Genomic DNA, 20,346 nt, shown 5'->3' on the forward strand with positions numbered 1-20,346 from the left:
ACCGTGGCGATCAGCATTTTCGACCTGATCAAGGTGGGCGTCGGGCCCTCGAGCTCCCATACCATGGGGCCGATGCTGGCCGCCCGCCGCTTCCTGCTCGGCCTGGAAGAGCGGGACCTGCTGGGGCGCGTGCACCGGGTGGGCGCGCAGCTCTACGGCTCGCTGGCGCTGACCGGGAAGGGTCACTGTACGGACCGTGCCATCCTGCTCGGCTTCGAGGGGGAGATTCCGGAAACCCTCGAGCCCGCGGCGGTCGAAGCGCGGCTGGCCCGCATCCGGGACGAAGGCCGCCTGCGCCTGCTGGGCGAGCACGAGATCGCCTTCGACGAGCCGATGGACCTGCTGTTCCACCGCGAGCAGGTGCTCCAGCGCCACACCAACGGCATGCGCTTCAGCGCGTTCGACGCGGCGGGCGGGCTGCTGGCCAGCGAAGACTTCTATTCCATCGGCGGCGGTTTCATCGTCAGCGGCGACGAGCCCGAGGCGCGCCCCGGCGACCGCGCGGTTACGGTACCGTTTCCCTTCGACAGCGCCGCGGACCTGCTCGAGCAGTGCCGGCGCCACGGGCTGAAGATCCACGAGCTGGTAATCGCCAACGAGACGGCCTGGCGGCCGCCGGAGGAGACGCGGGCCCGGTTGCTGGAACTGTGGCAGGTGATGAAGGACTGCGTGCAACAGGGGTTCCATGCCGAGGGCGTGCTGCCCGGCGTGCTCAAGCTCCCGCGCCGCGCGCCAAGGCTCTACCGCGAACTCTGCGGCGAGGGGGCGGCCGGCGACTTCATGGACTGGGTGAACGCCTACGCGCTGGCGGTGAACGAGGAGAATGCCGCCGGCGGGCGCATCGTGACGGCGCCGACCAACGGCGCGGCGGGGATCCTGCCGGCCGTGCTGCATTACTACCGCCGCTTCGTCAGCGGCGGCGACGAGGAGGGCGTGCTGCGCTTCCTGCTCACCGCCGGCGCGATTGCCATTCTCTACAAGCGCAATGCCTCGATCTCGGGCGCCGAAATGGGCTGCCAGGGCGAAGTCGGCGTGGCCTGCTCGATGGCGGCCGGCGGGCTGGTCGCCGCCATGGGCGGGAGCAACGCCCAGGTCGAGAACGCGGCAGAAATCGGCATGGAACACAATCTCGGCCTGACCTGCGACCCGATCGCCGGCCTGGTGCAGATTCCCTGCATCGAGCGCAACGCCATGGGGGCAGTCAAGGCGGTCAACGCGGCCCGCATGGCCTTTCGCGGCGACGGCAGCCACAAGGTGAGCCTGGACCAGGTGATTGCCACCATGCGCCAGACCGGCCTGGACATGTCCACCAGCTACAAGGAAACGTCCCAGGGCGGTCTGGCGGTGAACGTGCCGGAGTGCTGAGCGGGTTGACGGCCGGCCCGCATGCCCGTTAGGTTGACGCAATGCAGCACGAACTGAGCCCGGTTCACCTGTCCGGGCACAAGCGCCCTCAGTCGGTCGGCGAGGAGATCGCCAACAGCGTCAGCCACGGGGCGGGTTTCCTCGGCGCGGCCATCGCGACCCCTTTCCTGCTGGCCGAGGCCGCAGGCCATGGGGTCGCGAACCTCGTGGGAGCCGCGGTGTTCGCGGTCACCGTGATGCTGGCCTACCTGGCGTCCACCCTTTACCACGCCGTCGCGGCGCCGCGCGCGAAGAAAATCCTGCGCGTCATCGACCACGGCTCGATCTTCCTGCTGATCGCCGGCACCTACACGCCGTTCACGCTCGGGGTGCTGCGCGGAGGCTGGGGCTGGACGCTGTTCGGCCTGATCTGGTCGCTGGCGCTGGCCGGCCTGGTGATGAAGGCCATGGGGGGCGTACGCTTCCGCCGCCTTTCGGTCGTCATCTACCTGGCCATGGGCTGGCTGGTGCTGGTGGCGATCGGGCCGCTGGTCGAGCGCATGGCGCCGGCCGGCCTCGCCTGGCTGGTGGCGGGCGGCGTGAGCTACACCCTGGGCGTCGTGTTCTATGCGCTCGACGGCCGGCGCTTCCTGCACTTCGTCTGGCACCTGTTCGTGCTAGGGGGCACGGCGTGCCATTTCGTCGCCGTGATGCGCTACGCGGCGGGGGCCTGACGCGGCCGACCCGCAAGGCTGCGGAAACTGCTGACAGTATTCCTGCGGATGCCGACTGCCCGGTCCCGGGCCTAAGCTGGTGGCCCTCAGCTCCATGGATGAGGCAGGGGCGCCGTCGGGATGCGCGATTACAGTCCTGCCACCGAAGGCTATGCCGCCTTCCGAGGCTACAAGACCCGGTTCAGGGTCGTCGGCAAGACCCGTTCGCGCCACGCATTGATTTGCATTCACGGTGGTCCGGGCTACGGCCTCGATTACCTGGAACCCCTCGAGGAGATGCAGGCCACCGGCCGCCAGGTCGTTTTCTACGACCAGCTCGGCTGCGGCCGCTCCGACCACCTGCGTCCCGGGGCCGCATGGTCGCTGGAGCTGTTCGTGGCCGAACTCGAGGCCGTCATCGCGGCGGCGGGCCTGTTCGACTGCCATGTTCTCGGCCACGGCTGGGGCGGCATGATCGCGCTCGAGTATGCGCTCCGCCATCCTGCGGGAGTAGCCAGCCTGGTGCTGTCGGGCACGCCGGCCAGCGTGCCCAAGTGGCGCGCAGAGCTCGCCGGGCTGATCCGCCGCCTGCCCGAGGAGATCCGCGCGCCCCTCGAGCGCCAGCGCCGTTCCGGAGCCCCGGACACGGCGCCTTCCCGCGGCCTTGTCGATGCCTTCCTGCGCCGCCACCTGTGTCTCCTGAACCCGTGGCCGGAAGAACTGGAGCGGAGCCTGGCGCAGGCGCGCCGGGAGCCGGGCGCGCGCGCTGCGCTGCTCGGCGCCAGCGAGCTCGAGCCGGGCGGGCTGCTGGCCGACTGGGACCTGGTCCCGCGCCTGGGTGAGATCGACGTGCCGACCCTGGTGACCTCGGGCCGGGCCGACCTGGTGCCGCCGCCGCTCGCGGCGGTGCTCTACCGCGAGATCCCGCGCTCGGAGTGGGTGGTGTTCGAGCACAGTGCGCACATGCCGCACCTGGAAGAGCCCCAGCACTACCTCGAGGTGCTCGACGGCTTCCTCGCCCGCGTCGAGGTGCGCGCCCAGCTCGCGCCGGCCTGAGGCGGCGCTCAGCCGGGTTGTTTCTTCGGGTAATCGAACCAGCAGAGCTCGGCGTTGGCCGGGCGGATGTCCGCCCACGAAGCGGCGTCGAACTCCACGCACAGCATGGCGGCCGTCGGCATGTTGTCCAGGCGGATGTCGTCCAGCCGGTTCGCCAGCTCCGTCAGCCCGGGGTTGTGACCCACCACCATCAGCGCGTCGACGCCTGCCGGCGTCGCATGCACGACGGCGAGGATCTCGTCAGGCGTCGCGAGGTAAAGTTCCGGCGCCTCGCGAATGCGGTCCTCCCGGTAGCCGACCTCGCGCGCGACGCCGCGCGCCGTGGCCAGCGCGCGCACGGCGGGGCTGGAGACGACCAGGCCGGGGACAGGCCCCCGCCGGGCCAGGCGCCGGCCCATTTCCGGCACGTTGCGCAGGCCGCGTGGAGCGAGGGGGCGGTCGAAGTCGTCGAGCCGAGCGTCATCCCAGCTGGATTTTCCGTGCCGCAAGAGGATGAGCTGCAGCATCCCTCAGTCCGGGAGTTCCACCTCGATCCGGCCTTCGTGCACCCGCACCGGGAAGGTCTGGACCGCGGCGTAAGCAGGCGGGGTGAGGGCGCGACCGGTGCGCAGGCAGAAGCGGGCCCCGTGGCGCGGGCAGACCACCTGGTCGCCGACCACCGGTCCGCCGGCCAGTTCGGCGCCGTCGTGGGTGCAGACGTCCTCGATGGCGTACAGGGTCCCGTCCACGTTGAACACTGCCGCCGTGAGGTCGTCGGTCTCCAGCAGGGCGAAGCCGCCCGGCTCGATGTCGCCTTCGGCCGTAACGTCGTGCCACCTGCCCATCTCAGTACATCCCTGTCTGCAGGCGCGCCGCTTCGGACATCATGTCCCGGTTCCACGGCGGGTCGAAAGTGAGTTCGACCCGCGCCTCGCGGATGGTCGGAATGATCTCCAGCTTGTCCTTGACGTCCATCACCAGCACTTCGCCCATGCCGCAGCCGGGCGCGGTGAGGGTCATCTTGACCTCGACGTCGCGCTCGCCGCCCTCGGCGTGCTGCAGCTTGCACTCGTAGATCAGCCCCAGGTCCACGATGTTGATCGGGATCTCCGGGTCGAAGCAGGTACGCAGCTGGTCCCAGACCAGGTCCTCCACGTCCTCGTCTTCCGCGTCAGGCGGCAGCTGCGGCGGCGGCACCGGCTCCTTGCCCAGGGCGTCGGCGTCTTCGCCAGCGATGCGAAACAGGTTGCCGTCGAGGTAGACGGTGAAGCTGCCGCCGAGGGCCTGGGTGATCAGCCCGCGCGCGCCCTTGCGGAGCATCACCTGGTCGCCGGCCGGCACGATGATCGCGATGCAGTCGCGGGCCAGGGTTACGGGTTCGCTGTCTTGTCCGTACATGGGGACCTTCTGCGGTTGATTACTCGGTACTCACGGTCCCGCCCTCGTCCAGGGCGGAGTGGGCCGTATGCCAGCACAGGCTGGCGCATTTTACCCGGGTCGGGTATTCCCGCACCCCGGCCAGCGCAGCCAGCTTGCCCAGTGCGCCGACATCGGGCTCTTCCCGGCCGGTCAGCATGGCGTGGATGCGTTCGAACAGCGCCTCCGCCTCGGCGCGGGTGCGGCCGCGCAGCGCTTCCGTCATCAGGGAGGCGGACGCCACCGAGATGGCGCAGCCGGAGCCTTCGAAGGAGATGTCCTCGATGCGGTCGTCCGCCCCGACCTTGAGGTAGACCTGCAGCTTGTCGCCGCACAGCGGGTTGAGGCCCTCGGCATGGCTGCAGGGCGGCGGAATCTTGCGGAAATTCCGCGGCGTGCGGTTGTGATCGATGATCACGTCCCGGTAGAGATCGGCCAGATCCATCAGGCGAACACCTCGCGGGCCTGCCGCAGGGCGGCGGCCAGCCGATCGATTTCGGCCTTGGTGTTGTAGAAGGCAAAGGAAGCCCGCGCCGTGGCCGGCAGGCCGTAATACTCCATCACCGGCATGGCGCAGTGATGGCCGGTGCGGATCGCCACGCCCGCGTGATCCACGATGGTGCCGATGTCGTGGGGATGGACGCCGTCCAGGACGAAGGAGATCACGGCCGCCTTGCGGGGCGCGGTGCCGATGATCTTCAGGCCCTCGATCGCGCCCAGGACCTCGGTGCCGTAGACCAGCAGCTCGTGTTCCCAGGCCGCGGCGGCGTCGAAGTCGAGCCGCTCCAGGTAGTCGATGGCAGCGCCGAGACCGACGCCGCCGGCGATGTGCGGCGTGCCGGCCTCGAATTTCCAGGGCAGCGCGTTATAGGTCGTCTGCTCGAAGCTCACGGCCAGGATCATGTCGCCGCCGCCCTGCCAGGGCGGCATGGCGCGCAGCAGCTCCTCCCGGCCCCACAGCACGCCGATGCCGGTGGGCGCAAACATCTTGTGGCCGGAAAAGGCGTAGAAGTCGCAACCCAGCGCCTGCACGTCCACACGCATGTGCGGCACGCCCTGGGCGCCGTCGAGCAGCACCAGCGCGCCGGCGGCGCGCGCCAGCCCGACCAGTTCCTCGACCGGGTTGATGGTGCCGAGCGCATTGGAAACGTGGCCGAAGGCCAGCAGTCGGGTGGCGCTGCCGATGATTTCGCGCGCGGCCTCGAGATCGATTTCGCCGCTGGCGGTCATCGGGATCACGCGCAGTCGGGCGCCGGTCTGTTCGCACAGCATCTGCCAGGGCACGATGTTGGCGTGATGCTCCAGGTGGGTGATGACGATCTCGTCCCCGGGCCCGAGGTTGGCGCGGCCCCAGCTCTGCGCCACCAGGTTGATCGCCTCGGTGGTGCCGCGGGTGAAAATGATCTCGCGCTCGGAGGCGGCGTTGATAAAGCGCTGCACCTTCTCGCGGGCGCCCTCGAAGGCGGCGGTGGCTCGCTGGCTCAGCTGGTGCACGCCGCGGTGCACGTTGGCATGGTCGCGCCGGTAGTACTCCGCCACGGCCTCGATGACCTGCACGGGGTGCTGGGCCGAGGCAGCGTTGTCGAGATAGGCCAGCGGCCGGTCGTGAACCTCCTGGTGCAGCACCGGGAAGTCCTGCCGCACGGCCTCGACGTCAAAGGCCGGCCGGGAGACGGCGGCGTCCTGGCGGGCGGCGCTCATGTGAACTCCCGGATGCGGTCGGCGTCGGGCAGGCGCCCGACCACCAGTTGCTCGGCATGACGCCGCAGCGGGGCCAGCGGCATGCGCGCCAGCACGACGTCGGCGAAGGCGAAGGTCAGCAGGCTGCGGGCAGTACTTTCGTCCACCCCGCGGGAGCGCAGGTAGAACAGGGCATTGGCGTCCAGCTGGCCGGTGGTCGCACCGTGGGAGCACTTCACGTCGTCGGCATAGATCTCCAGCTCCGGCTTGGTGTCGATCTCGGCGTCGGGCGACAGCAGCAGGTTGGCGTTCGACTGCTGGGCATCGGTCCCGGCCGCGCCGGGATGAACCACGGCCTTGCCGTTGAACACTGCGCGGCTCTTGCCGCTGAGCACGCCCCGGTAGAGCTGGTCACTCGAGGTGCGCGGCACGGCATGGTCGACCCGGCTGTGGCTGTCTGCGTGCTGGCGTTCACGCACCACGTAGAGGCCGTTCATGGTGACGTGGGCGCCCGGCTCGGCCAGGGCGGCATCGAGGTCGAGCCGCGCGATGCGGCCGCCGACCGACAGATTGTGGCTGACGAGCGTCGAGTCGCGCTCCAGCCTGGCCGCGAGAACGCCCAGGTGGAAGGCCTCGGGCGCGCTCTCCTGCAGGCGATAGTGCTCGATCATGGCGCCGGGGCCGGCGGCAACCTCGGTCACCGCGAGGCTCAGCGACTCCCCGGTGCCGGCGCCGTAATGCTCGATCACCGTGGCCCGGCTGTTGGCCCCGGCCCGGATCAGCACCCGCGGGCATTCCAGCACCGGCGTATCCCCGGCGGCCGCCAGGAAAACCAGTCGCAGGGGCTGCTCGAGAACCGTGCCGGCCGGCAGGTCCACGAGCACGCCGTCGGCGAACAGCGCCGTAGAGAGCGCGGCGAAGCGATGGCGCGCGGGGTCGGCGATGGTCGCCAGGAGCTCCCGGCAGGCGGGGTCATCGGCCGCGATCGCGGCGGCCAGCGGCTGTACGCCGACGGCTTGCGGGACGCCGTGGCTGGCGGCGAGCCGCCCGTTGACGAAGACCAGGGACGGGCAGTCCAGGCCCTCGATGGCCGGGAGTTCCGGCGCGGCGGCGATGCCGGCGCCGAAACTGCGCCGCGTGACGAGCTTCAGGTCGGTGTACTTCCAGGCCTCGTCGCGACGGGTCGGGAAGCCGGCGGCGGCAAAGGCCGCAAGGCCGGCCCGGCGGCGCTCCTGCAGCCATGCCGGCCCCGCGGCCGCCGCGGCCGCGTGCTCGATCCAGTCGGGCAGGGCGGGCGCATGCGCGCCCCTGGCGGCGGTGGCAGTGCTCATGCCGCGTTCGCCCCCCCGCGCAGCCAGTCATAACCGCGCTCCTCCAGTTCGAGCGCCAGTTCACGCCCGCCGGTGCGGACGATGCGCCCGTCGGAGAGCACGTGCACGAAATCCGGCACGATGTAGTCGAGCAGCCGCTGGTAGTGCGTCACCACCACCATCGAGCGGTCCGGCGAGCGCAGGCTGTTCACCCCGTTGGCCACGACCTTGAGGGCGTCGATGTCGAGGCCGGAGTCGGTCTCGTCGAGAACCGCCAGGGCGGGTTCCAGCACCGCCATCTGCAGGATCTCGTTGCGCTTTTTCTCGCCGCCGGAGAAACCCTCGTTGACGCCGCGGTTGAGGAAGCTGTCGCCCATCTGCATCAGCTTCATGCGGTCCTTGACCAGGGCCAGGAACTCGAAGGCGTCGAGCTCCGACTCGCCGCGATGCTTGCGGACGGCATTCAGGGCGGCCTTAAGGAGGTAGACGTTGTTCACGCCCGGGATCTCGACCGGGTACTGGAAGGCCAGGAACACGCCCTCGCGGGCCCGCTCCTCGGGATCGAGGTCGAGCAGGTCCTGGCCGCGGTAGGTCACGGTGCCCTCGGTCACTTCCAGATCCGGGCGCCCCGCCAGCACCCCGGCCAGCGTGCTCTTGCCGGAGCCGTTCGGGCCCATGATGGCGTGCACTTCGCCGGGGCCGACCTCGAGGTCCAGTCCCTTCAGGATGTCGCGCTCGCCGGCGCGGGCGTGGAGGTTCTTGATGCTCAGCATGGCTTGGTTCCTGTAGTCCTTCAGCCGACCGCGCCTTCGAGGCTGACGCTCAGCAGGTTCTGGGCTTCGACGGCGAACTCCATCGGCAGCTCGCGGAAGACTTCCTTGCAGAAGCCGTTGACGATCATGTTGACGGCGTCTTCCTCCGAAATGCCGCGCTGGCGGCAGTAGAACAGCTGCTCGTCGCTGATCTTGGAGGTCGTCGCCTCGTGCTCGACCACGGCCGTGGGGTTGCCGATCTCCATGTACGGGAAGGTGTGCGCGCCGCAGTCGCTGCCCATCAGCAGCGAGTCGCATTGGGTGTGGTTGCGCGCGCCCTCGGCGCCGGGGAGGATCTTCACCAGGCCGCGGTAGGCGTTCTGGCCCCGGCCGGCGGAGATGCCCTTGGAGACGATGGTGCTGCGGGTGTTCCGCCCGATGTGGATCATCTTGGTGCCGGTGTCGGCCTGCTGCAGGTTGTTGGTCAGCGCGACCGAGTAGAACTCCCCGACCGAGTTGTCCCCCCGCAGGATGCAGCTCGGATACTTCCAGGTGATGGCCGAGCCGGTTTCCACCTGGGTCCAGGAGATCTTCGCGTTGCGGCCGCGGCAGTCGCCCCGCTTGGTGACGAAGTTGTAAATGCCGCCGACGCCGTTCTCGTCGCCGGGGTACCAGTTCTGCACCGTGGAGTACTTGATCTCGGCGTCGTCCTCCGCGATCAGCTCCACCACCGCGGCGTGCAGCTGGTTCTCGTCGCGCATCGGCGCGGTGCAGCCCTCGAGGTAGCTGACGTGGCTGCCTTCGTCGGCCACGATCAGGGTGCGCTCGAACTGGCCGGTATTGGCGGCGTTGATGCGGAAATAAGTCGACAGCTCCATCGGGCAGCGGACACCCTTCGGGATATACACGAAGGACCCGTCGGTGAAGACGGCGGAGTTCAGGGCGGCGAAGAAATTGTCGCCCGGTGGCACCACGGTGCCGAGATACTTCTCGAGCAGCTCGGGATACTCCTGCACGGCCTCGGAGAAGGGGCAGAAAATGACGCCCGCATCCTTCAGTTTCTGCTTGAAGGTGGTGGCGACCGAGACGCTGTCGAAGACGGCGTCCACCGCGACGCCGGCGAGCCGGGCGCGCTCGTGCAGCGGGATGCCGAGCTTGTCGTAGGTCTCGAGCAGCTTCGGATCGACCTCGTCCAGGCTCTTGGGACCGTCGGTCTTTTTCTTCGGCGCCGAGTAGTAGGAGATGGCCTGGTAGTCGATAGGCGCAATGCGCACGTGGGCCCAGTCGGGCTCGGGCATGGTCAGCCAGTGCTCGAAGGCGCGCAGGCGCCACTGCAGCAGGAACTCCGGTTCCTTTTTCTTGTGCGAAATCAGCCGGATGACCGATTCGTCCAGCCCGGGCGGCACGGTATCTGACTCGATATCCGTGACGAAGCCGTGGCGGTACTTGCGCGCTACGAGCTGTTCGACGTCTTGCTGTCCAGTTGCCATGCCTCGCTCCCCGCGGCCTCAGCCGCGCTCCAGTCGCGCCAGCTTGCCCGGCGACGACACGATTGCTCTCAGGTCCACCCGCGGCCGGTAGCCGGCCTGCATGTTGGCGAGCTCGGCGAGAGTGATCTCGTCCAGCGCGCCGCGGATGGCCACGTTGATCCGCTGCCAGGCGTTCCCGACCAGGCAGGAAGCCTCCAGCTCGCAGCTGCCGGTCTCCACCGAGCACTCGGTCAGCGCCAGCGGCCCGTCGAGTGCATCGAGCACCTCGGCGGCGGTAATGTCGGTCGCCGGGCGCGCCAGCAGGTACCCCCCCTGGGCGCCGCGCTGCGAACTCACCAGCCCGCCCCGCGTCAGCAGCTTCAGGATCTTGCTCACGGTGGCGGCCGGCAGGCCGGTCTGTTCAGCCACCTCGCTGGCGCTGTGGGGCACCTGTTCCGCGGCGGCCAGGTAGGCCAGCACGCCGGTGCCGTAATCGGTCAAGCGACTCATTTTCAACATCTTGGGGCCCGTCCCGCCGGCCTGCGGCTTGAATGGGGACCATTTTAGTCCTGATTGCTGCCGAGGCCAACCCCGGAGGGCCGGGGAGCGTGTGTTAGCATGCGCGCTCGTCGGGGCCCGGCCTCCTGGTCCCGGCCCTGCACACCTCGGCTGCGGAGCACTGGATGAAGAGCGGATGTCCCGGCGCGGACAACATCATCGTCGTCCGCGACCTGCATTACGCCCGCGGCCAGGCGATGGTGTTCGACGGGCTCGACCTGGAGATCCGCCGCGGCGGCGTGACCGCCATCATGGGGCCCAGCGGCACCGGCAAGACCACCTTGCTGCGGCTCATCACCGGCCAGGAAATCCCCGATCGCGGCAGTATCCTGTTCGACGGGGACGAAGTGACGCGGATGAGCCGCCGCCAGCTGTTCCGGATGCGCCGGCGCGTCGGCATGCTGTTCCAGAACGGCGCGCTGCTCACCGATCTCAACGTCTACGACAACGTCGCCTTCCCGCTGCGCGAGCATACCCGCCTGCCGGAGCGGCTGATCCGGCACATCGTGCTCACCAAGCTGCATGCGGTCGGCCTGCGCGGCGCCTGGCGCCTGATGCCGGCGCAGCTGTCGGGCGGCATGGCCCGGCGGGTGGCGCTGGCGCGGGCGATCGTGATGGACCCGGATATCATCTATTACGACGAGCCCTTCGTCGGCCTGGACCCGATTTCCATGGGCGTAGTGGTGCGCCTGATCCGGCGCATGAACGACGCGCTCGGCCTGACCAGCGTGGTAGTGACCCATGACGTGGACGAGGTGTCCACCATCGCCGACTGCAGCTTCCTGCTGGCGGACGGCAGGGTGGCGGCGACAGGGACGCCGGAACAGCTGCGCGACCATCACTCCGAGACGGTCACCCAGTTCATGCAGGGCATGGCGGACGGGCCGGTGCCGTTTCACTACCCGGCGCCCGACTACGGCGAGCAGCTGCTCGCGCCCGAGCGCGACTGAGGCTGCGCCATGACCGCACCCCGGGTCCCTGGCTGGCGCCGCCTGCTGCTCGAGGCCGGTTACTCGCTGCGCGACTTTTTCGGCACCTTCGGTGCCGGCCAGCTGTTCCTGCTGCGGATCCTCGCCAGCCTGCCCTATGCGCTGGCGCGGCCGCGCCTGGTGATTCAGCAGGTTTACGTGGCCGGCGTCCAGTCGCTGGTGGTGATCATGCTGGCGGGCCTGTTCGTCGGCATGGTGCTGGCGCTGCAGGGACACAACACGCTGTCGCGCTTCGGGGCCGAAGACACCATCGGCATGGTCGCGGCGCTGGGCCTGGTGCGGGAACTGGGCCCCGTGGTGACCGCGCTGCTGTTCGCCGGCCGGGCCGGGACCGCGCTGTCGTCCGAGATCGGCCTGATGAAGGCCACGGACCAGCTGGCCGGCATGGAAATGATGGCCGTCGACCCGATCAAGCGGGTGGTGGCGCCGCGCTTTCTCGGCGGGGTGATCGCAGTGCCGATCCTGACCCTGATCTTCAATGCCATGGGCATTTTCGGCGCCTGGCTGGAGGCGGTGATCGTGCTCGGCGTGGACGAGGGGGCCTTCTGGTCGCAGATGCAGGCGCAGGTCGACCTGCAGGACGACGTGCTCTCCGGCATTGTGAAGAGCGTGTTCTTCGGGGTGGCCGCCAGCCTGCTCGCGGTGTTCGAGGGTTACAATTGCGTCCCCACCGCCGAGGGCGTCGGGCGGGCGACCACCCGCGCGGTCGTTCATACTTCGTTAACGGTGCTGGTGTTGAACTTCATGCTCACGGCCTGGCTGCTGGGAGGGAACTGAGTCATGCAACAAACGCGCGCCGTGGAACTCGGCACCGGGCTGTTTGTCTTCATGGGCATAGTGGCCCTGTTTTTCCTCACCACCCGGGTGAGCAGTTTCGACGAATATGCCGGGCAGGAGGGCTACGAGCTGCAGGCCCGGTTCGACCAGGTCGGCACGCTCAAGGTCCGGGCGCCGGTGTCGATCGCCGGCGTGCAAATTGGCCGGGTGACGGCGATCGAATTCGACACCGAGCGGCTGGAGGCGGTCGTGACCATGCGCATCGCCTCGCAGTACGACCGGATTCCGGCAGATTCGGATGCGAGCATCCTGACTTCGGGCATCCTGGGCGGCCAGTATGTCGGGCTGCAGCCGGGCGGTGCGGAGGATTACCTGGCCGCGGGCGACGAGATCCTGTACACGCAGTCTGCTGTGGTGCTGGAGCAACTGATTAGCAAGTACCTGTTCAACCAGGCAGGCGCTGGAGAGTAAGAGAATGCAACGAACGACAACTGGCTGGATGATCCTGGCGCTGGGGCTGCTGGTCCTGGCGCTGCCGTTCGCGGCGGCGGCCGAACCGGGTTTCGAGGCGGGGCCGGAAAAAGTCATCCGGGAAGCCTCGGAACTCACCATGCAGGCCATCGAGGGCCGCCGCGGCGAGCTCCGCGAGGATCGCGCGGCGCTGTTCGCCATCGTCGACGAGGTGCTGCTGCCCCGCTGGGACCGCAGCGCCACGGGCCAGGCGGTGATGGGACGTTACTGGCGGGAAGCGACGCCGGAACAGCGCGAAGCCTTCATCGACGGTCTCTACCGCAAGCTGCTGGAGAGCTATGGCGAAGGCATCCTCGAATATGAGTCCGACCAGCTGAACATCACCGGCACGCGCGGCGATCCCGAGAAGGGGCTGGCGGTGGTCGACTCCGAAGTCCGGATGCGGGACGGCACGGTGGTGCCGGTGAGCTACCGGCTGCGGCTCCATGACGGCAGCTGGAAGGTCTTCGACGTCATCGTCGAGGGCATTTCCTACCTCACGACTTACCGCAACCAGTACGCCAGCGAGTTCCGCAACAAGGGCATCCAGCAGGTCATCGACGAGCTCCAGGCCGACGGGGAGCAGGCGGGCTCTTGAGCGGCGTCGAGGCCATCCCGCGCCGGGCCGCGCGGGTGAGGTTCGACGCCACCGGGCCGGGCCGCTTCCGGGTCGAGGGCGAGCTCAGTTTCGCCACCGCCGCCGCGGCCCTGGCCCGGAGCCGGAGCCTGTTCCGCGACCATGCCGTGATCGAGCTGGACCTGTCGGGGGTCACGCGGGGCGACAGCGCCGGGCTGGCGCTGCTGCTGGAGTGGGTCACCTGGGCCCGGGCCAATGCGCGCGAACTCCAGTTCCACCACCTGCCCGAGCAGCTGCTCGCCATCGCCCAGATCAGCGAAGTGGACGATATGCTGCGCCGGGCGGAGCGCTGGGACGGGGCGGAGGTTGCGCCCGACTGAGGCTGCTCAGCGCGGCTCGTCGTCGTCGAATTCGAAGTCGAAGTCGTCCTCCAGCGGGACCTCGCCGCGAATCGAGAATTCCATGCGCTGGCGAAATGCCTCGCGGGTCAGAATGTAGGGATCGGGCGCCTCGTCCACCATGCGGTCGATGCGCAGCAGCTGGTGGCGCAGGTCGACGAACTGGAGGACCGTCAGCTTGTCGCGCACGCTGCGGTTGTTGTCCAGGTAATTCCACACGATGTCGGTCTGGAAACGCGCGTACCACGCAAGTCCGGTGCGGGGCGTGTTCGGTCCCAGGACGGGCAGGACCAGGTAGGGCCCGGGGGGGATCCCCCATTTGCCGAAAGTCTGGTCGAAGCGCGCCGGCTTCTCCGCAATGCCGTTCATGCTGGCGGGGTCGAGCACCCCGGCCAGCCCGAAGGTCGAGTTCATCAGGAAGCGCCCCACCTGCCGGCCGGCTTCCCCCGGCTGGCCCTGCAGGACGTGGTTCAGCGCCCAGATGGGCGTCGAGAGATTGTCGAAAAAGTTCGTGACGCCGGTCTTTACCGGCTGCGGCGTGATCCGGTCGTAGCCGCGGGCCACCGGCCTGAGCACCCACCGGTCGAGCACCTCGTTGAAGGCGAAGACCTGGCGGTTGACCGGTTCGAAGGGGTCGAACTCCGAGCCCGGGTCGTCCGCGGTGCGGGTCGACGCGCAGCCGGAAGCAAGCAGCAGGGCGCAAACCGCCAGCAGGATGCGCAGCGCCGGCCGGGACCCAGGGCGCCGGCCAGCGCGGTGATGTTCTCCGGTCACTCGTTCTTTTCCTCTTCCACTCGCCTGGCTCCGCGGCCGGCCAGGAACGGCTCGAGTTCCGCCACGCGCGCCTCGAAGCGGGCCCGTTGCCATGGCTTCAGGCCGGGTTGCCGCAGGGCGAGGCGGAGCTTGTCGAGCGCCATGGCCAGGTCGCCCGTGAGCAGATGATACTCGGACATGTAAAACAGTGCCTCTGCCGGCAGTCCTGCGGCGTCGGCCGCATTGGCGATCAGGCGGACCTGTGGCGGCGTCGGCCGCACGACGTTGAACAGGTCGAGCAGGACGGCGTGGGCGCGCTCGAAGTTCCGGGTACGCAGCAGCGCTTCGGCATAGCGCACGACCAGGGGGCGGTTGCGGGGGAAGAGGGCCATGGCACGTTCGAATACCGCCAGGCCTTCGGCCTCGCGCCCCGCGAGGACCAGGGCCTCGCCCAGCGCCGAATGGAACACCACGACGTTCTCGTCAGTCTCCAGCAAGGGGGCGAAGGTGGCGACGGCTTCCTCGTACCGGCCGGCCCGCAGCAGCGCCAGGCCCAGGCCGTAGCGTTGCGCGGGATCTGCTGAGCCGCGCTCCAGCCGGGTTTCGAACAGCGCCACCGCCTGGTCTGCCGAGCGCGCGTTGATGACCTCCACGCGGGCTTTCATGAGACCGTAGCTGCGGCTCTCGTGAACGGCCCGGGCCTCGGTTCGCTCGGCCCGGTCACGCGTCTCGGCAACGCGGTTGCTGGAGAGCGGGTGGGTTTGCAGGAACTCTGGCAGGCGGCTGCCGGGCATGCCCGCCTGGCGCATCAGCACCTCGAAAAAGGACGGCATGCCCATGGGATCGAAGCCTGCCCGCGCCAGGTACTCGAGCCCGACCCGGTCCGCCTCGTACTCGTTGGCGCGGGTGTAGTTGATCTGTTCCTGGATGGCGAGGCCCTGGGCGCTCATGATGGCGGCGGGGATTACGTCACCGCCGGCGCCCAGCATGATCGCTGCAAGGATCGCGGCGGTGGCGAGAATGCTGGACTTGCCGGTCCCGGCGATGCGCCGCGCGATGTGCTGCTGGGTGACGTGGGCGATTTCGTGCGCCAGCACGCCCGCCAGCTCGCTCTCGCTGCGCGTGGCCTTGATCAGTCCCGAGTTGATGCCGATGTAGCCCCCGGGCAGGGCGAAGGCGTTGATCTCGTCCTCGTTCACCACGAAGAAGTGAAAGCTGTGCTCGCCGTCATGTGCATGGGGCGCGATGCGCTGGCCGAGGTCGGTGACGTACTCCGCGACCTCGGGATCCTCGAGCACATTGCCCTGCTCACGCATCTGCCTGAGGATCGTGCGCCCGATGCTCTCGGCCTGGCTGCGCGTGAATACCGTGTCGGCGGGACTGCCGATATCCGGCAGGTCCCAGCGCGGGTCGGCCCCTGCCGCAGTGGTCGCCAGGCAGGCGGTCAGCAGAATGAGCCAGCGTTGCAACATCTCGGGTCCTGCGGGCGCGGGCGCCCATCGAAGCTTAAGACAGGCGCGCGCCGGGCGCGGTTCCCGGCCCTAGAGCGATTCTGAGGCAAAGTCCGCGAGCCGCGAGCGCTCGCCCCGCAGCAGGGTGACATGACCGGCATGCGGCCAGCCCCTAAAACGGTTGACCACGTAGGTCAGCCCCGAGGTGGTCTCCGTCAGGTACGGGGTATCGATCTGCGAGACGTTGCCGAGGCAGACCATCTTGGTGCCCGGCCCGGCGCGCGTGATCAGTGCTTTCATCTGCTTCGGGGTCAGGTTCTGGGCCTCGTCGATGATGATGAAACGGTTGAGAAAAGTACGTCCGCGCATGAAATTCAGCGAGCGGATCTTGATCCGGCTCCGGAGCAGGTCCTGGGTGGCCGCGCGACCCCATTCGCCGCCGTCCTGGCTCTGGGTCAGGACCTCGAGGTTGTCCATCAGGGCGCCCATCCAGGGCTCCATTTTCTCTTCTTCGGTGCCGGGCAGGAAACCGATGTCCTCCCCGAGCGGCACCGTGACCCGGGTCATGATGATTTCCCGGAAGCGGCCCTTGTCCATGGTCTGGGCCAGGGCTGCCGCGAGCGTAAGCAGGGTCTTGCCGGTGCCGGCCGGGCCGAGGATGGTGACGAAGTCCACGTTGTCGGACATCAGCAGGTTGAGGGCGAAGTTCTGCTCGCGATTGCGGGCCGTGACGCCCCAGACGTTGTTGCGCCCGCGGTAGTTCTGGGCGAGTTCGATGACGGCAGTGTTGCCGTCCACCTCCCGCACCACCGCCTCGAACTGGCTGTCGTCATCGAGGTAGATGAACTCGTTCACCTGCCAGGAGGGTACGCGCGCGCCGGCGACGCGATAGAAGGTCCGGCCTTCTTCCTTCCAGGAATCCATCGACTTGCTGTGCGCGTCCCAGAAGTCGGGCGCCAGCGCGTCGGTGCCGGAGTACAGCAGGTCCGCGTCTTCCAGCGTGCGGTCGTTGAAGTAGTCTTCCGCGTGGACACCGAGAATGGTGGCCTTGATGCGCAGATTGATGTCCTTCGAGACCAGCGTCACGCGCGCGTCGGGATGCGCCTCCTGCAGCATCAGGCAGTTCTCGAGAATCGAGTTGTCCGCCCGGCTGCCGGGCAGCGTGTCGGGCAACAGCGACTGGTTCGGCCGGGTCTGGAAGAACAGCCGTCCCGGGCGCCGGTTGCCGGCCCCGTTGAGCTTGTGCTCGCCGGGAATCTCGATGCCGTGATCGATGTGCTGCTTGTCGGCGCCGTGGATCAGCTGATCGATGAAGCGGCTGACCTGGCGCGCATTGCGTGCCGGCTCGGACATGCCCTTCTTGTTCGCGTCCAGCTCCTCGAGCACCACCATCGGCAGGTGGATGTCGTGCTCGTCGAAGCGGAACAGCGCTGCGGGGTCATGCAGCAGTACGTTGGTGTCCAGCACGAAGACGCGCCGGGTCTCGTCCGGTCTGCTCACCTGGGCTCCTGGCTCGGGCAAAAGGCTGGGTGGGAGAAGGACAGCGTGGCTCAGGCCGACTTGACGGCTTCCAGCACGGCCTCGACGTGCCCGGGCACTTTGACCTTGCGCCACTCGCTACGCAGCACGCCCTGCTCGTCGATGAGGAAGGTGCTGCGTTCCACGCCCATGTACTTGCGCCCGTACATGTTCTTTTCCTTCATCACGCCGAAGATGTTGCAGAGGGTCTCGTCCTCATCCGAGATCAGCTCGAAGGGGAACTCGTACTTGGCCTTGAACTTCTCGTGCGAGGCCACGCTGTCGCGGGACACTCCGACGATCTCGGCGCCGGCCTTCTGGAAGCTCTTGTAGTGGTCGCGAAAGCCCTGGCCTTCGGTCGTGCATCCCGGGGTGTCGTCCTTGGGATAGAAGTACAGCACCAGCTTGCGGCCCTTGAAGTCGGCGAGACCGAGTTTGCGGTCGCCGGTGGCGGGCAGCTTGAAGGCGGGTACTTTCTTGCCGATCTCGGCCTTGGCCATGTCGTAGTTCCTCCGGAGGTTCAGCCCTTGACGGGCTCCATGATGGCGTCGAGGTTCAGGTGGTCGCAAAAGTCCATGAACTCGTCACGCAGGGCCGCGATCTGCAGGTTCCCCGGGATGTTCACGGTCATCTGGACCGAGAACATCGGGGCCCCGGTATGCGCGGCGGAGTAGCTGCGGGTCGCCATCTCGGCGATATCGATCCCGCGGCTGGCCAGGAAGCTGGCCAGGTTGAAGACGATCCCCGGCTGGTCGAGGCAGACCACGTCGATGGCGTAGGGCAGCAGGTCGGTGCGTGGCGGCCGCTCCTCCGTCCGGCGCATGGACAGCGCGAGGCCGGAGCTTTCCTCGACTTTCTTCAGCTCGGACTCGAGGCGCGCGAGGGTGTGCCAGCTGCCGCTCACGAGCAACAGCATGGCGAACTCGGAGCCCAGGGCGATCATGCGGCTGTCGAGAATGTTGCCGCCGCAGTCGAGCACGGCGCGTGTGAGGTCGTGCACGACCCCGGAGCGGTCGCCGCCGACCGCGGAGATGACAACCAGTTGCTTCAAGGGCTGGGTTCCGGACACTGTGGGGATCTGGGGAGTGACAGGACGCCAGTGTAACCGCATCGCCCGTGGCTGCGAAGGCCGCCCCGGTCGACGTGGCGCTTGCCGCTGCGCAGGGTGGCCGATACCATCGTCGGCCATGTCAGCAGCGCCCAGAGCCGGGGGATAGTCGATGTTCGGCGGCAGTATCGTGGCCATCGTGACGCCGATGCACGCGGACGGCGTCCTCGACCTGCCGGCGCTCGGCCGGCTGGTGGAGTGGCACGTCGAGGCCGGGACGGCCGCCGTGGTCGTGGCCGGGACCACCGGCGAATCCCCCTGCATCGCGCCGGACGAGCTCGACGCCATGCTCCGCGTGGCGCTGGAGGCCGCCGCGGGCCGGATCGGCGTGATCGCCGGCACGGGCAGCAATGCCACCGCGCACGCCATCGAGCTCACCCGGATCGCCGCGGCGGCGGGCGCCGGCGCGGCGCTGGTCGTCACGCCGTATTACAACAAGCCGACGCAGGAGGGGCTGTACCGCCACTACGAGGCGGTTGCCAGGGAGGGCGGGCTGCCGGTGATCCTGTACAACGTGCCGGGTCGCACCGCGGTCGACCTGTTGCCGGAGACCACCGCCCGCCTGGCCGAGGTCACCGGCGTGGTGGCGATCAAGGAAGCCGTGCCGGGCCCCGAACGGGCGCGCCGGCTCCGGGCGCTGTGCGGGGACCGGCTGGACCTGCTGAGCGGCGACGACGCCACGGCCATGGACTTCCTGCTGGCCGGCGGCGATGGCGTCATCAGCGTGACCGCGAACGTGGCGCCGCGGCTGATGCACGGGATGGCGGAGGCCGCCTGCCACGACGAACCGCGCAAGGCAGCGGCCCTGAACGAGCGCCTGGCCGGGCTGCACCGGGCCCTGTTCGTCGAACCGAACCCGATCCCGGTAAAATGGGCGCTGACCAGGATGGGACTCATCGAGGCCGGGATCAGGTTGCCGCTGACGCCGCTGGATCCGGCCCATTACGACGAGGTGCGGGCTGCGATGCTGCGCGCCGGAGTGGAAATCAAGCCTTGAACCTTACCGCCCGAGGCCTCGGCCTCACGCTCTTTTGCCTGGTGCTGGCCGGCTGTGCCACGCGTTCGGCCTGCGTGCCGGCGCCCTACATGGACGCGCGGTCGCGTGCGCCCCTGGCCATTCCGTCGGGCCTGGACACGCCTGAGCAGCGCGGGGCCCTGCGCGTGCCGGCTGCCGGCAGCATGGGCGGGCGGCTGGCGAATGATCCCGGCAACTGCATCATCGAGCCGCCGTCGTTCCATGCCGCGATGAGCGCGTCGCCCGGGTCCGCATTGCCGCGCCAGAGCGGGGCGGGGGCAGGGGTCGCGCTGACGGGCACCGAGGCCGAGGTCGCCGCCTTCATCGAGCGCTGGGCCGAGCTGTGGAGCCGGCGCGACGCGGACTCCTGGCTTGCGCTCTACATCCAGGACTATGCCGCAGTCGGCTATCCGGATGCGGCCGCATGGCGGGCCGAGCAGCGGCAGCGCTTCGAAATTCCGGCTTCGACCCGGGTCGACCTGGCGACGCTGGAAGTGGAGCAGGGCGCCGACAGCATGGTGCGGGCGCGGTTCGTGCAGCGCTTTGGCGTGGCGCCCGCCGAGCGCGCCGTGCGCAAGGAACTCGTGTTGTTCCCCTCCGATGGCGGCAACTGGCTGATCATCGACGAGCGCGTCCTCGAAGTGCTCTAGGCCTCGAACGGCCTCGACCTTCATTGAATGCGGCAGCGCGGTGGGGTACATTTCCCGCCCCGCTCGGCCATGGGTCGTGCGGGACCGGAGGGAGAGGTGGCCGAGCGGTCGAAGGCGCTTGCTTGGAAAGCAAGTTTAGGGTAACCCCCTAACGCGGGTTCGAATCCCGCCCTCTCCGCCACTTACAGGTACTTCCTCACCTGGATTCGAACCCGCGTTAGTAATAAATCCCGGGTTCGAAGCCGAGGCCGCCAGGCCGAGGCGACGCCCGTCAGGGCGTCCCATCCCGCCCTCTCCGCCATTCAAGTCCCGGGTTCGAAGCC

The 20,346-nt window shown here is 68.6% G+C and carries 24 protein-coding genes and 1 tRNA gene; 11 read left to right on the forward strand and 14 right to left on the reverse strand.

Annotated features, from left to right (window positions below; translation table 11 throughout):
- Window positions 1–3 precede the first annotated feature (3 nt).
- The 3 genes from G6N75_RS12455 to G6N75_RS12465 all read left to right on the forward strand — a co-directional run bounded on the left by G6N75_RS12455 (window position 4) and on the right by G6N75_RS12465 (window position 3,113).
- Window positions 4–1,365, forward strand: coding sequence for an L-serine ammonia-lyase (locus tag G6N75_RS12455; RefSeq protein WP_165348695.1), 1,362 nt, complete (start codon window positions 4–6; stop codon window positions 1,363–1,365).
- A 41-nt stretch (window positions 1,366–1,406) separates the two neighbouring features.
- On the forward strand, window positions 1,407–2,078 hold the full coding sequence (locus G6N75_RS12460; protein ID WP_165348696.1) for a hemolysin III family protein: 672 nt from the start codon (window positions 1,407–1,409) through the stop codon (window positions 2,076–2,078).
- A gap of 120 nt (window positions 2,079–2,198) precedes the next feature.
- Complete coding sequence (locus G6N75_RS12465) at window positions 2,199–3,113, forward strand: proline iminopeptidase-family hydrolase (protein ID WP_165348697.1); 915 nt, start codon at window positions 2,199–2,201, stop codon at window positions 3,111–3,113.
- Between the two features lie 8 nt (window positions 3,114–3,121).
- Here the strand turns inward: G6N75_RS12465 and G6N75_RS12470 are convergent, their stop codons facing one another.
- From G6N75_RS12470 to G6N75_RS12510, 9 genes are read right to left on the reverse strand one after another with little or no spacing between them, the layout of a single operon-like run.
- On the reverse strand, window positions 3,122–3,619 hold the full coding sequence (locus G6N75_RS12470; protein ID WP_165348698.1) for a histidine phosphatase family protein: 498 nt from the start codon (window positions 3,617–3,619) through the stop codon (window positions 3,122–3,124).
- Window positions 3,620–3,622: 3 nt separating this feature from the next.
- The gene (locus G6N75_RS12475; RefSeq protein WP_165348699.1) at window positions 3,623–3,937 is read right to left on the reverse strand and encodes a non-heme iron oxygenase ferredoxin subunit; all 315 of its coding nucleotides are present in this window, start codon (window positions 3,935–3,937) and stop codon (window positions 3,623–3,625) included.
- A gap of 1 nt (window position 3,938) precedes the next feature.
- Window positions 3,939–4,490: a putative Fe-S cluster assembly protein SufT gene (sufT, locus tag G6N75_RS12480; RefSeq protein ID WP_165348700.1), complete on the reverse strand. Its 552-nt coding sequence runs from the start codon at window positions 4,488–4,490 to the stop codon at window positions 3,939–3,941.
- Window positions 4,491–4,509: 19 nt separating this feature from the next.
- On the reverse strand, window positions 4,510–4,953 hold the full coding sequence (gene sufU, locus G6N75_RS12485) for a Fe-S cluster assembly sulfur transfer protein SufU (protein WP_165348701.1): 444 nt from the start codon (window positions 4,951–4,953) through the stop codon (window positions 4,510–4,512).
- A complete protein-coding gene (locus tag G6N75_RS12490) occupies window positions 4,953–6,209 on the reverse strand; it encodes a cysteine desulfurase (protein ID WP_165348702.1) in 1,257 nt (418 codons plus the stop codon). Before G6N75_RS12490 ends, sufU begins: the two co-directional genes overlap by 1 nt.
- Window positions 6,206–7,519, reverse strand: a complete 1,314-nt coding sequence (sufD, locus tag G6N75_RS12495) for a Fe-S cluster assembly protein SufD (protein WP_165348703.1) — start codon at window positions 7,517–7,519, stop codon at window positions 6,206–6,208. Before sufD ends, G6N75_RS12490 begins: the two co-directional genes overlap by 4 nt.
- Entirely contained in the window at window positions 7,516–8,271 is a 756-nt protein-coding gene (gene sufC, locus G6N75_RS12500) for a Fe-S cluster assembly ATPase SufC (RefSeq protein ID WP_165348704.1), read from the reverse strand. The genes sufD and sufC overlap by 4 nt, the downstream gene beginning before the upstream one ends.
- A 20-nt stretch (window positions 8,272–8,291) precedes the next feature.
- Entirely contained in the window at window positions 8,292–9,740 is a 1,449-nt protein-coding gene (gene sufB / locus G6N75_RS12505) for a Fe-S cluster assembly protein SufB (RefSeq protein WP_165348705.1), read from the reverse strand.
- Between the two features lie 18 nt (window positions 9,741–9,758).
- A complete protein-coding gene (locus G6N75_RS12510) occupies window positions 9,759–10,229 on the reverse strand; it encodes an SUF system Fe-S cluster assembly regulator (RefSeq protein WP_165348706.1) in 471 nt (156 codons plus the stop codon).
- Between the two features lie 173 nt (window positions 10,230–10,402).
- On the opposite strand from G6N75_RS12510, the gene G6N75_RS12515 reads away from it, so the two are divergent.
- The 5 genes from G6N75_RS12515 to G6N75_RS12535 are packed head-to-tail and all read left to right on the forward strand — an operon-like array spanning window position 10,403 to window position 13,510.
- Complete coding sequence (locus G6N75_RS12515; RefSeq protein ID WP_165348707.1) at window positions 10,403–11,227, forward strand: ATP-binding cassette domain-containing protein; 825 nt, start codon at window positions 10,403–10,405, stop codon at window positions 11,225–11,227.
- A 9-nt stretch (window positions 11,228–11,236) separates the two neighbouring features.
- Complete coding sequence (gene mlaE, locus G6N75_RS12520) at window positions 11,237–12,043, forward strand: lipid asymmetry maintenance ABC transporter permease subunit MlaE (protein WP_165348708.1); 807 nt, start codon at window positions 11,237–11,239, stop codon at window positions 12,041–12,043.
- Between the two features lie 3 nt (window positions 12,044–12,046).
- On the forward strand, window positions 12,047–12,514 hold the full coding sequence (mlaD, locus tag G6N75_RS12525) for an outer membrane lipid asymmetry maintenance protein MlaD (protein ID WP_165348709.1): 468 nt from the start codon (window positions 12,047–12,049) through the stop codon (window positions 12,512–12,514).
- Between the two features lie 4 nt (window positions 12,515–12,518).
- Window positions 12,519–13,151, forward strand: coding sequence for an ABC transporter substrate-binding protein (locus G6N75_RS12530; RefSeq protein ID WP_165348710.1), 633 nt, complete (start codon window positions 12,519–12,521; stop codon window positions 13,149–13,151).
- On the forward strand, window positions 13,148–13,510 hold the full coding sequence (locus tag G6N75_RS12535) for an STAS domain-containing protein (protein ID WP_165348711.1): 363 nt from the start codon (window positions 13,148–13,150) through the stop codon (window positions 13,508–13,510). The genes G6N75_RS12530 and G6N75_RS12535 overlap by 4 nt, the downstream gene beginning before the upstream one ends.
- Before the next feature lie 6 nt (window positions 13,511–13,516).
- Here G6N75_RS12535 and G6N75_RS12540 read toward each other — a convergent pair whose 3' ends face one another.
- The 5 genes from G6N75_RS12540 to G6N75_RS12560 all read right to left on the reverse strand — a co-directional run bounded on the left by G6N75_RS12540 (window position 13,517) and on the right by G6N75_RS12560 (window position 18,301).
- A complete protein-coding gene (locus G6N75_RS12540; RefSeq protein ID WP_165348712.1) occupies window positions 13,517–14,302 on the reverse strand; it encodes a VacJ family lipoprotein in 786 nt (261 codons plus the stop codon).
- Window positions 14,299–15,753: a M48 family metalloprotease gene (locus tag G6N75_RS12545; protein ID WP_165348713.1), complete on the reverse strand. Its 1,455-nt coding sequence runs from the start codon at window positions 15,751–15,753 to the stop codon at window positions 14,299–14,301. Before G6N75_RS12545 ends, G6N75_RS12540 begins: the two co-directional genes overlap by 4 nt.
- 69 nt (window positions 15,754–15,822) lie before the next feature.
- Entirely contained in the window at window positions 15,823–17,232 is a 1,410-nt protein-coding gene (locus G6N75_RS12550) for a PhoH family protein (protein ID WP_165348714.1), read from the reverse strand.
- Between the two features lie 50 nt (window positions 17,233–17,282).
- Window positions 17,283–17,750, reverse strand: coding sequence for a peroxiredoxin (locus G6N75_RS12555; protein ID WP_165348715.1), 468 nt, complete (start codon window positions 17,748–17,750; stop codon window positions 17,283–17,285).
- Between the two features lie 20 nt (window positions 17,751–17,770).
- Window positions 17,771–18,301 (reverse strand): glycine cleavage system protein R, encoded by a 531-nt coding sequence (locus G6N75_RS12560; protein ID WP_240901129.1) that lies wholly within the window; start codon window positions 18,299–18,301, stop codon window positions 17,771–17,773.
- A gap of 169 nt (window positions 18,302–18,470) precedes the next feature.
- Here G6N75_RS12560 and dapA point away from each other — a divergent pair, with 169 nt between their 5' ends.
- From dapA to G6N75_RS12575, 3 genes are all read left to right on the forward strand, one after another.
- Complete coding sequence (gene dapA / locus G6N75_RS12565; protein ID WP_165348717.1) at window positions 18,471–19,355, forward strand: 4-hydroxy-tetrahydrodipicolinate synthase; 885 nt, start codon at window positions 18,471–18,473, stop codon at window positions 19,353–19,355.
- Complete coding sequence (locus G6N75_RS12570; protein WP_165348718.1) at window positions 19,352–20,023, forward strand: nuclear transport factor 2 family protein; 672 nt, start codon at window positions 19,352–19,354, stop codon at window positions 20,021–20,023. Before dapA ends, G6N75_RS12570 begins: the two co-directional genes overlap by 4 nt.
- A gap of 90 nt (window positions 20,024–20,113) precedes the next feature.
- Window positions 20,114–20,204 (forward strand) — tRNA-Ser (locus tag G6N75_RS12575).
- The last annotated feature ends 142 nt before the right edge of the window (window positions 20,205–20,346 follow it).

Source organism: Thioalkalivibrio sp. XN8 (assembly GCF_011058255.1).
GTDB lineage: Bacteria > Pseudomonadota > Gammaproteobacteria > Steroidobacterales > XN24 > XN24.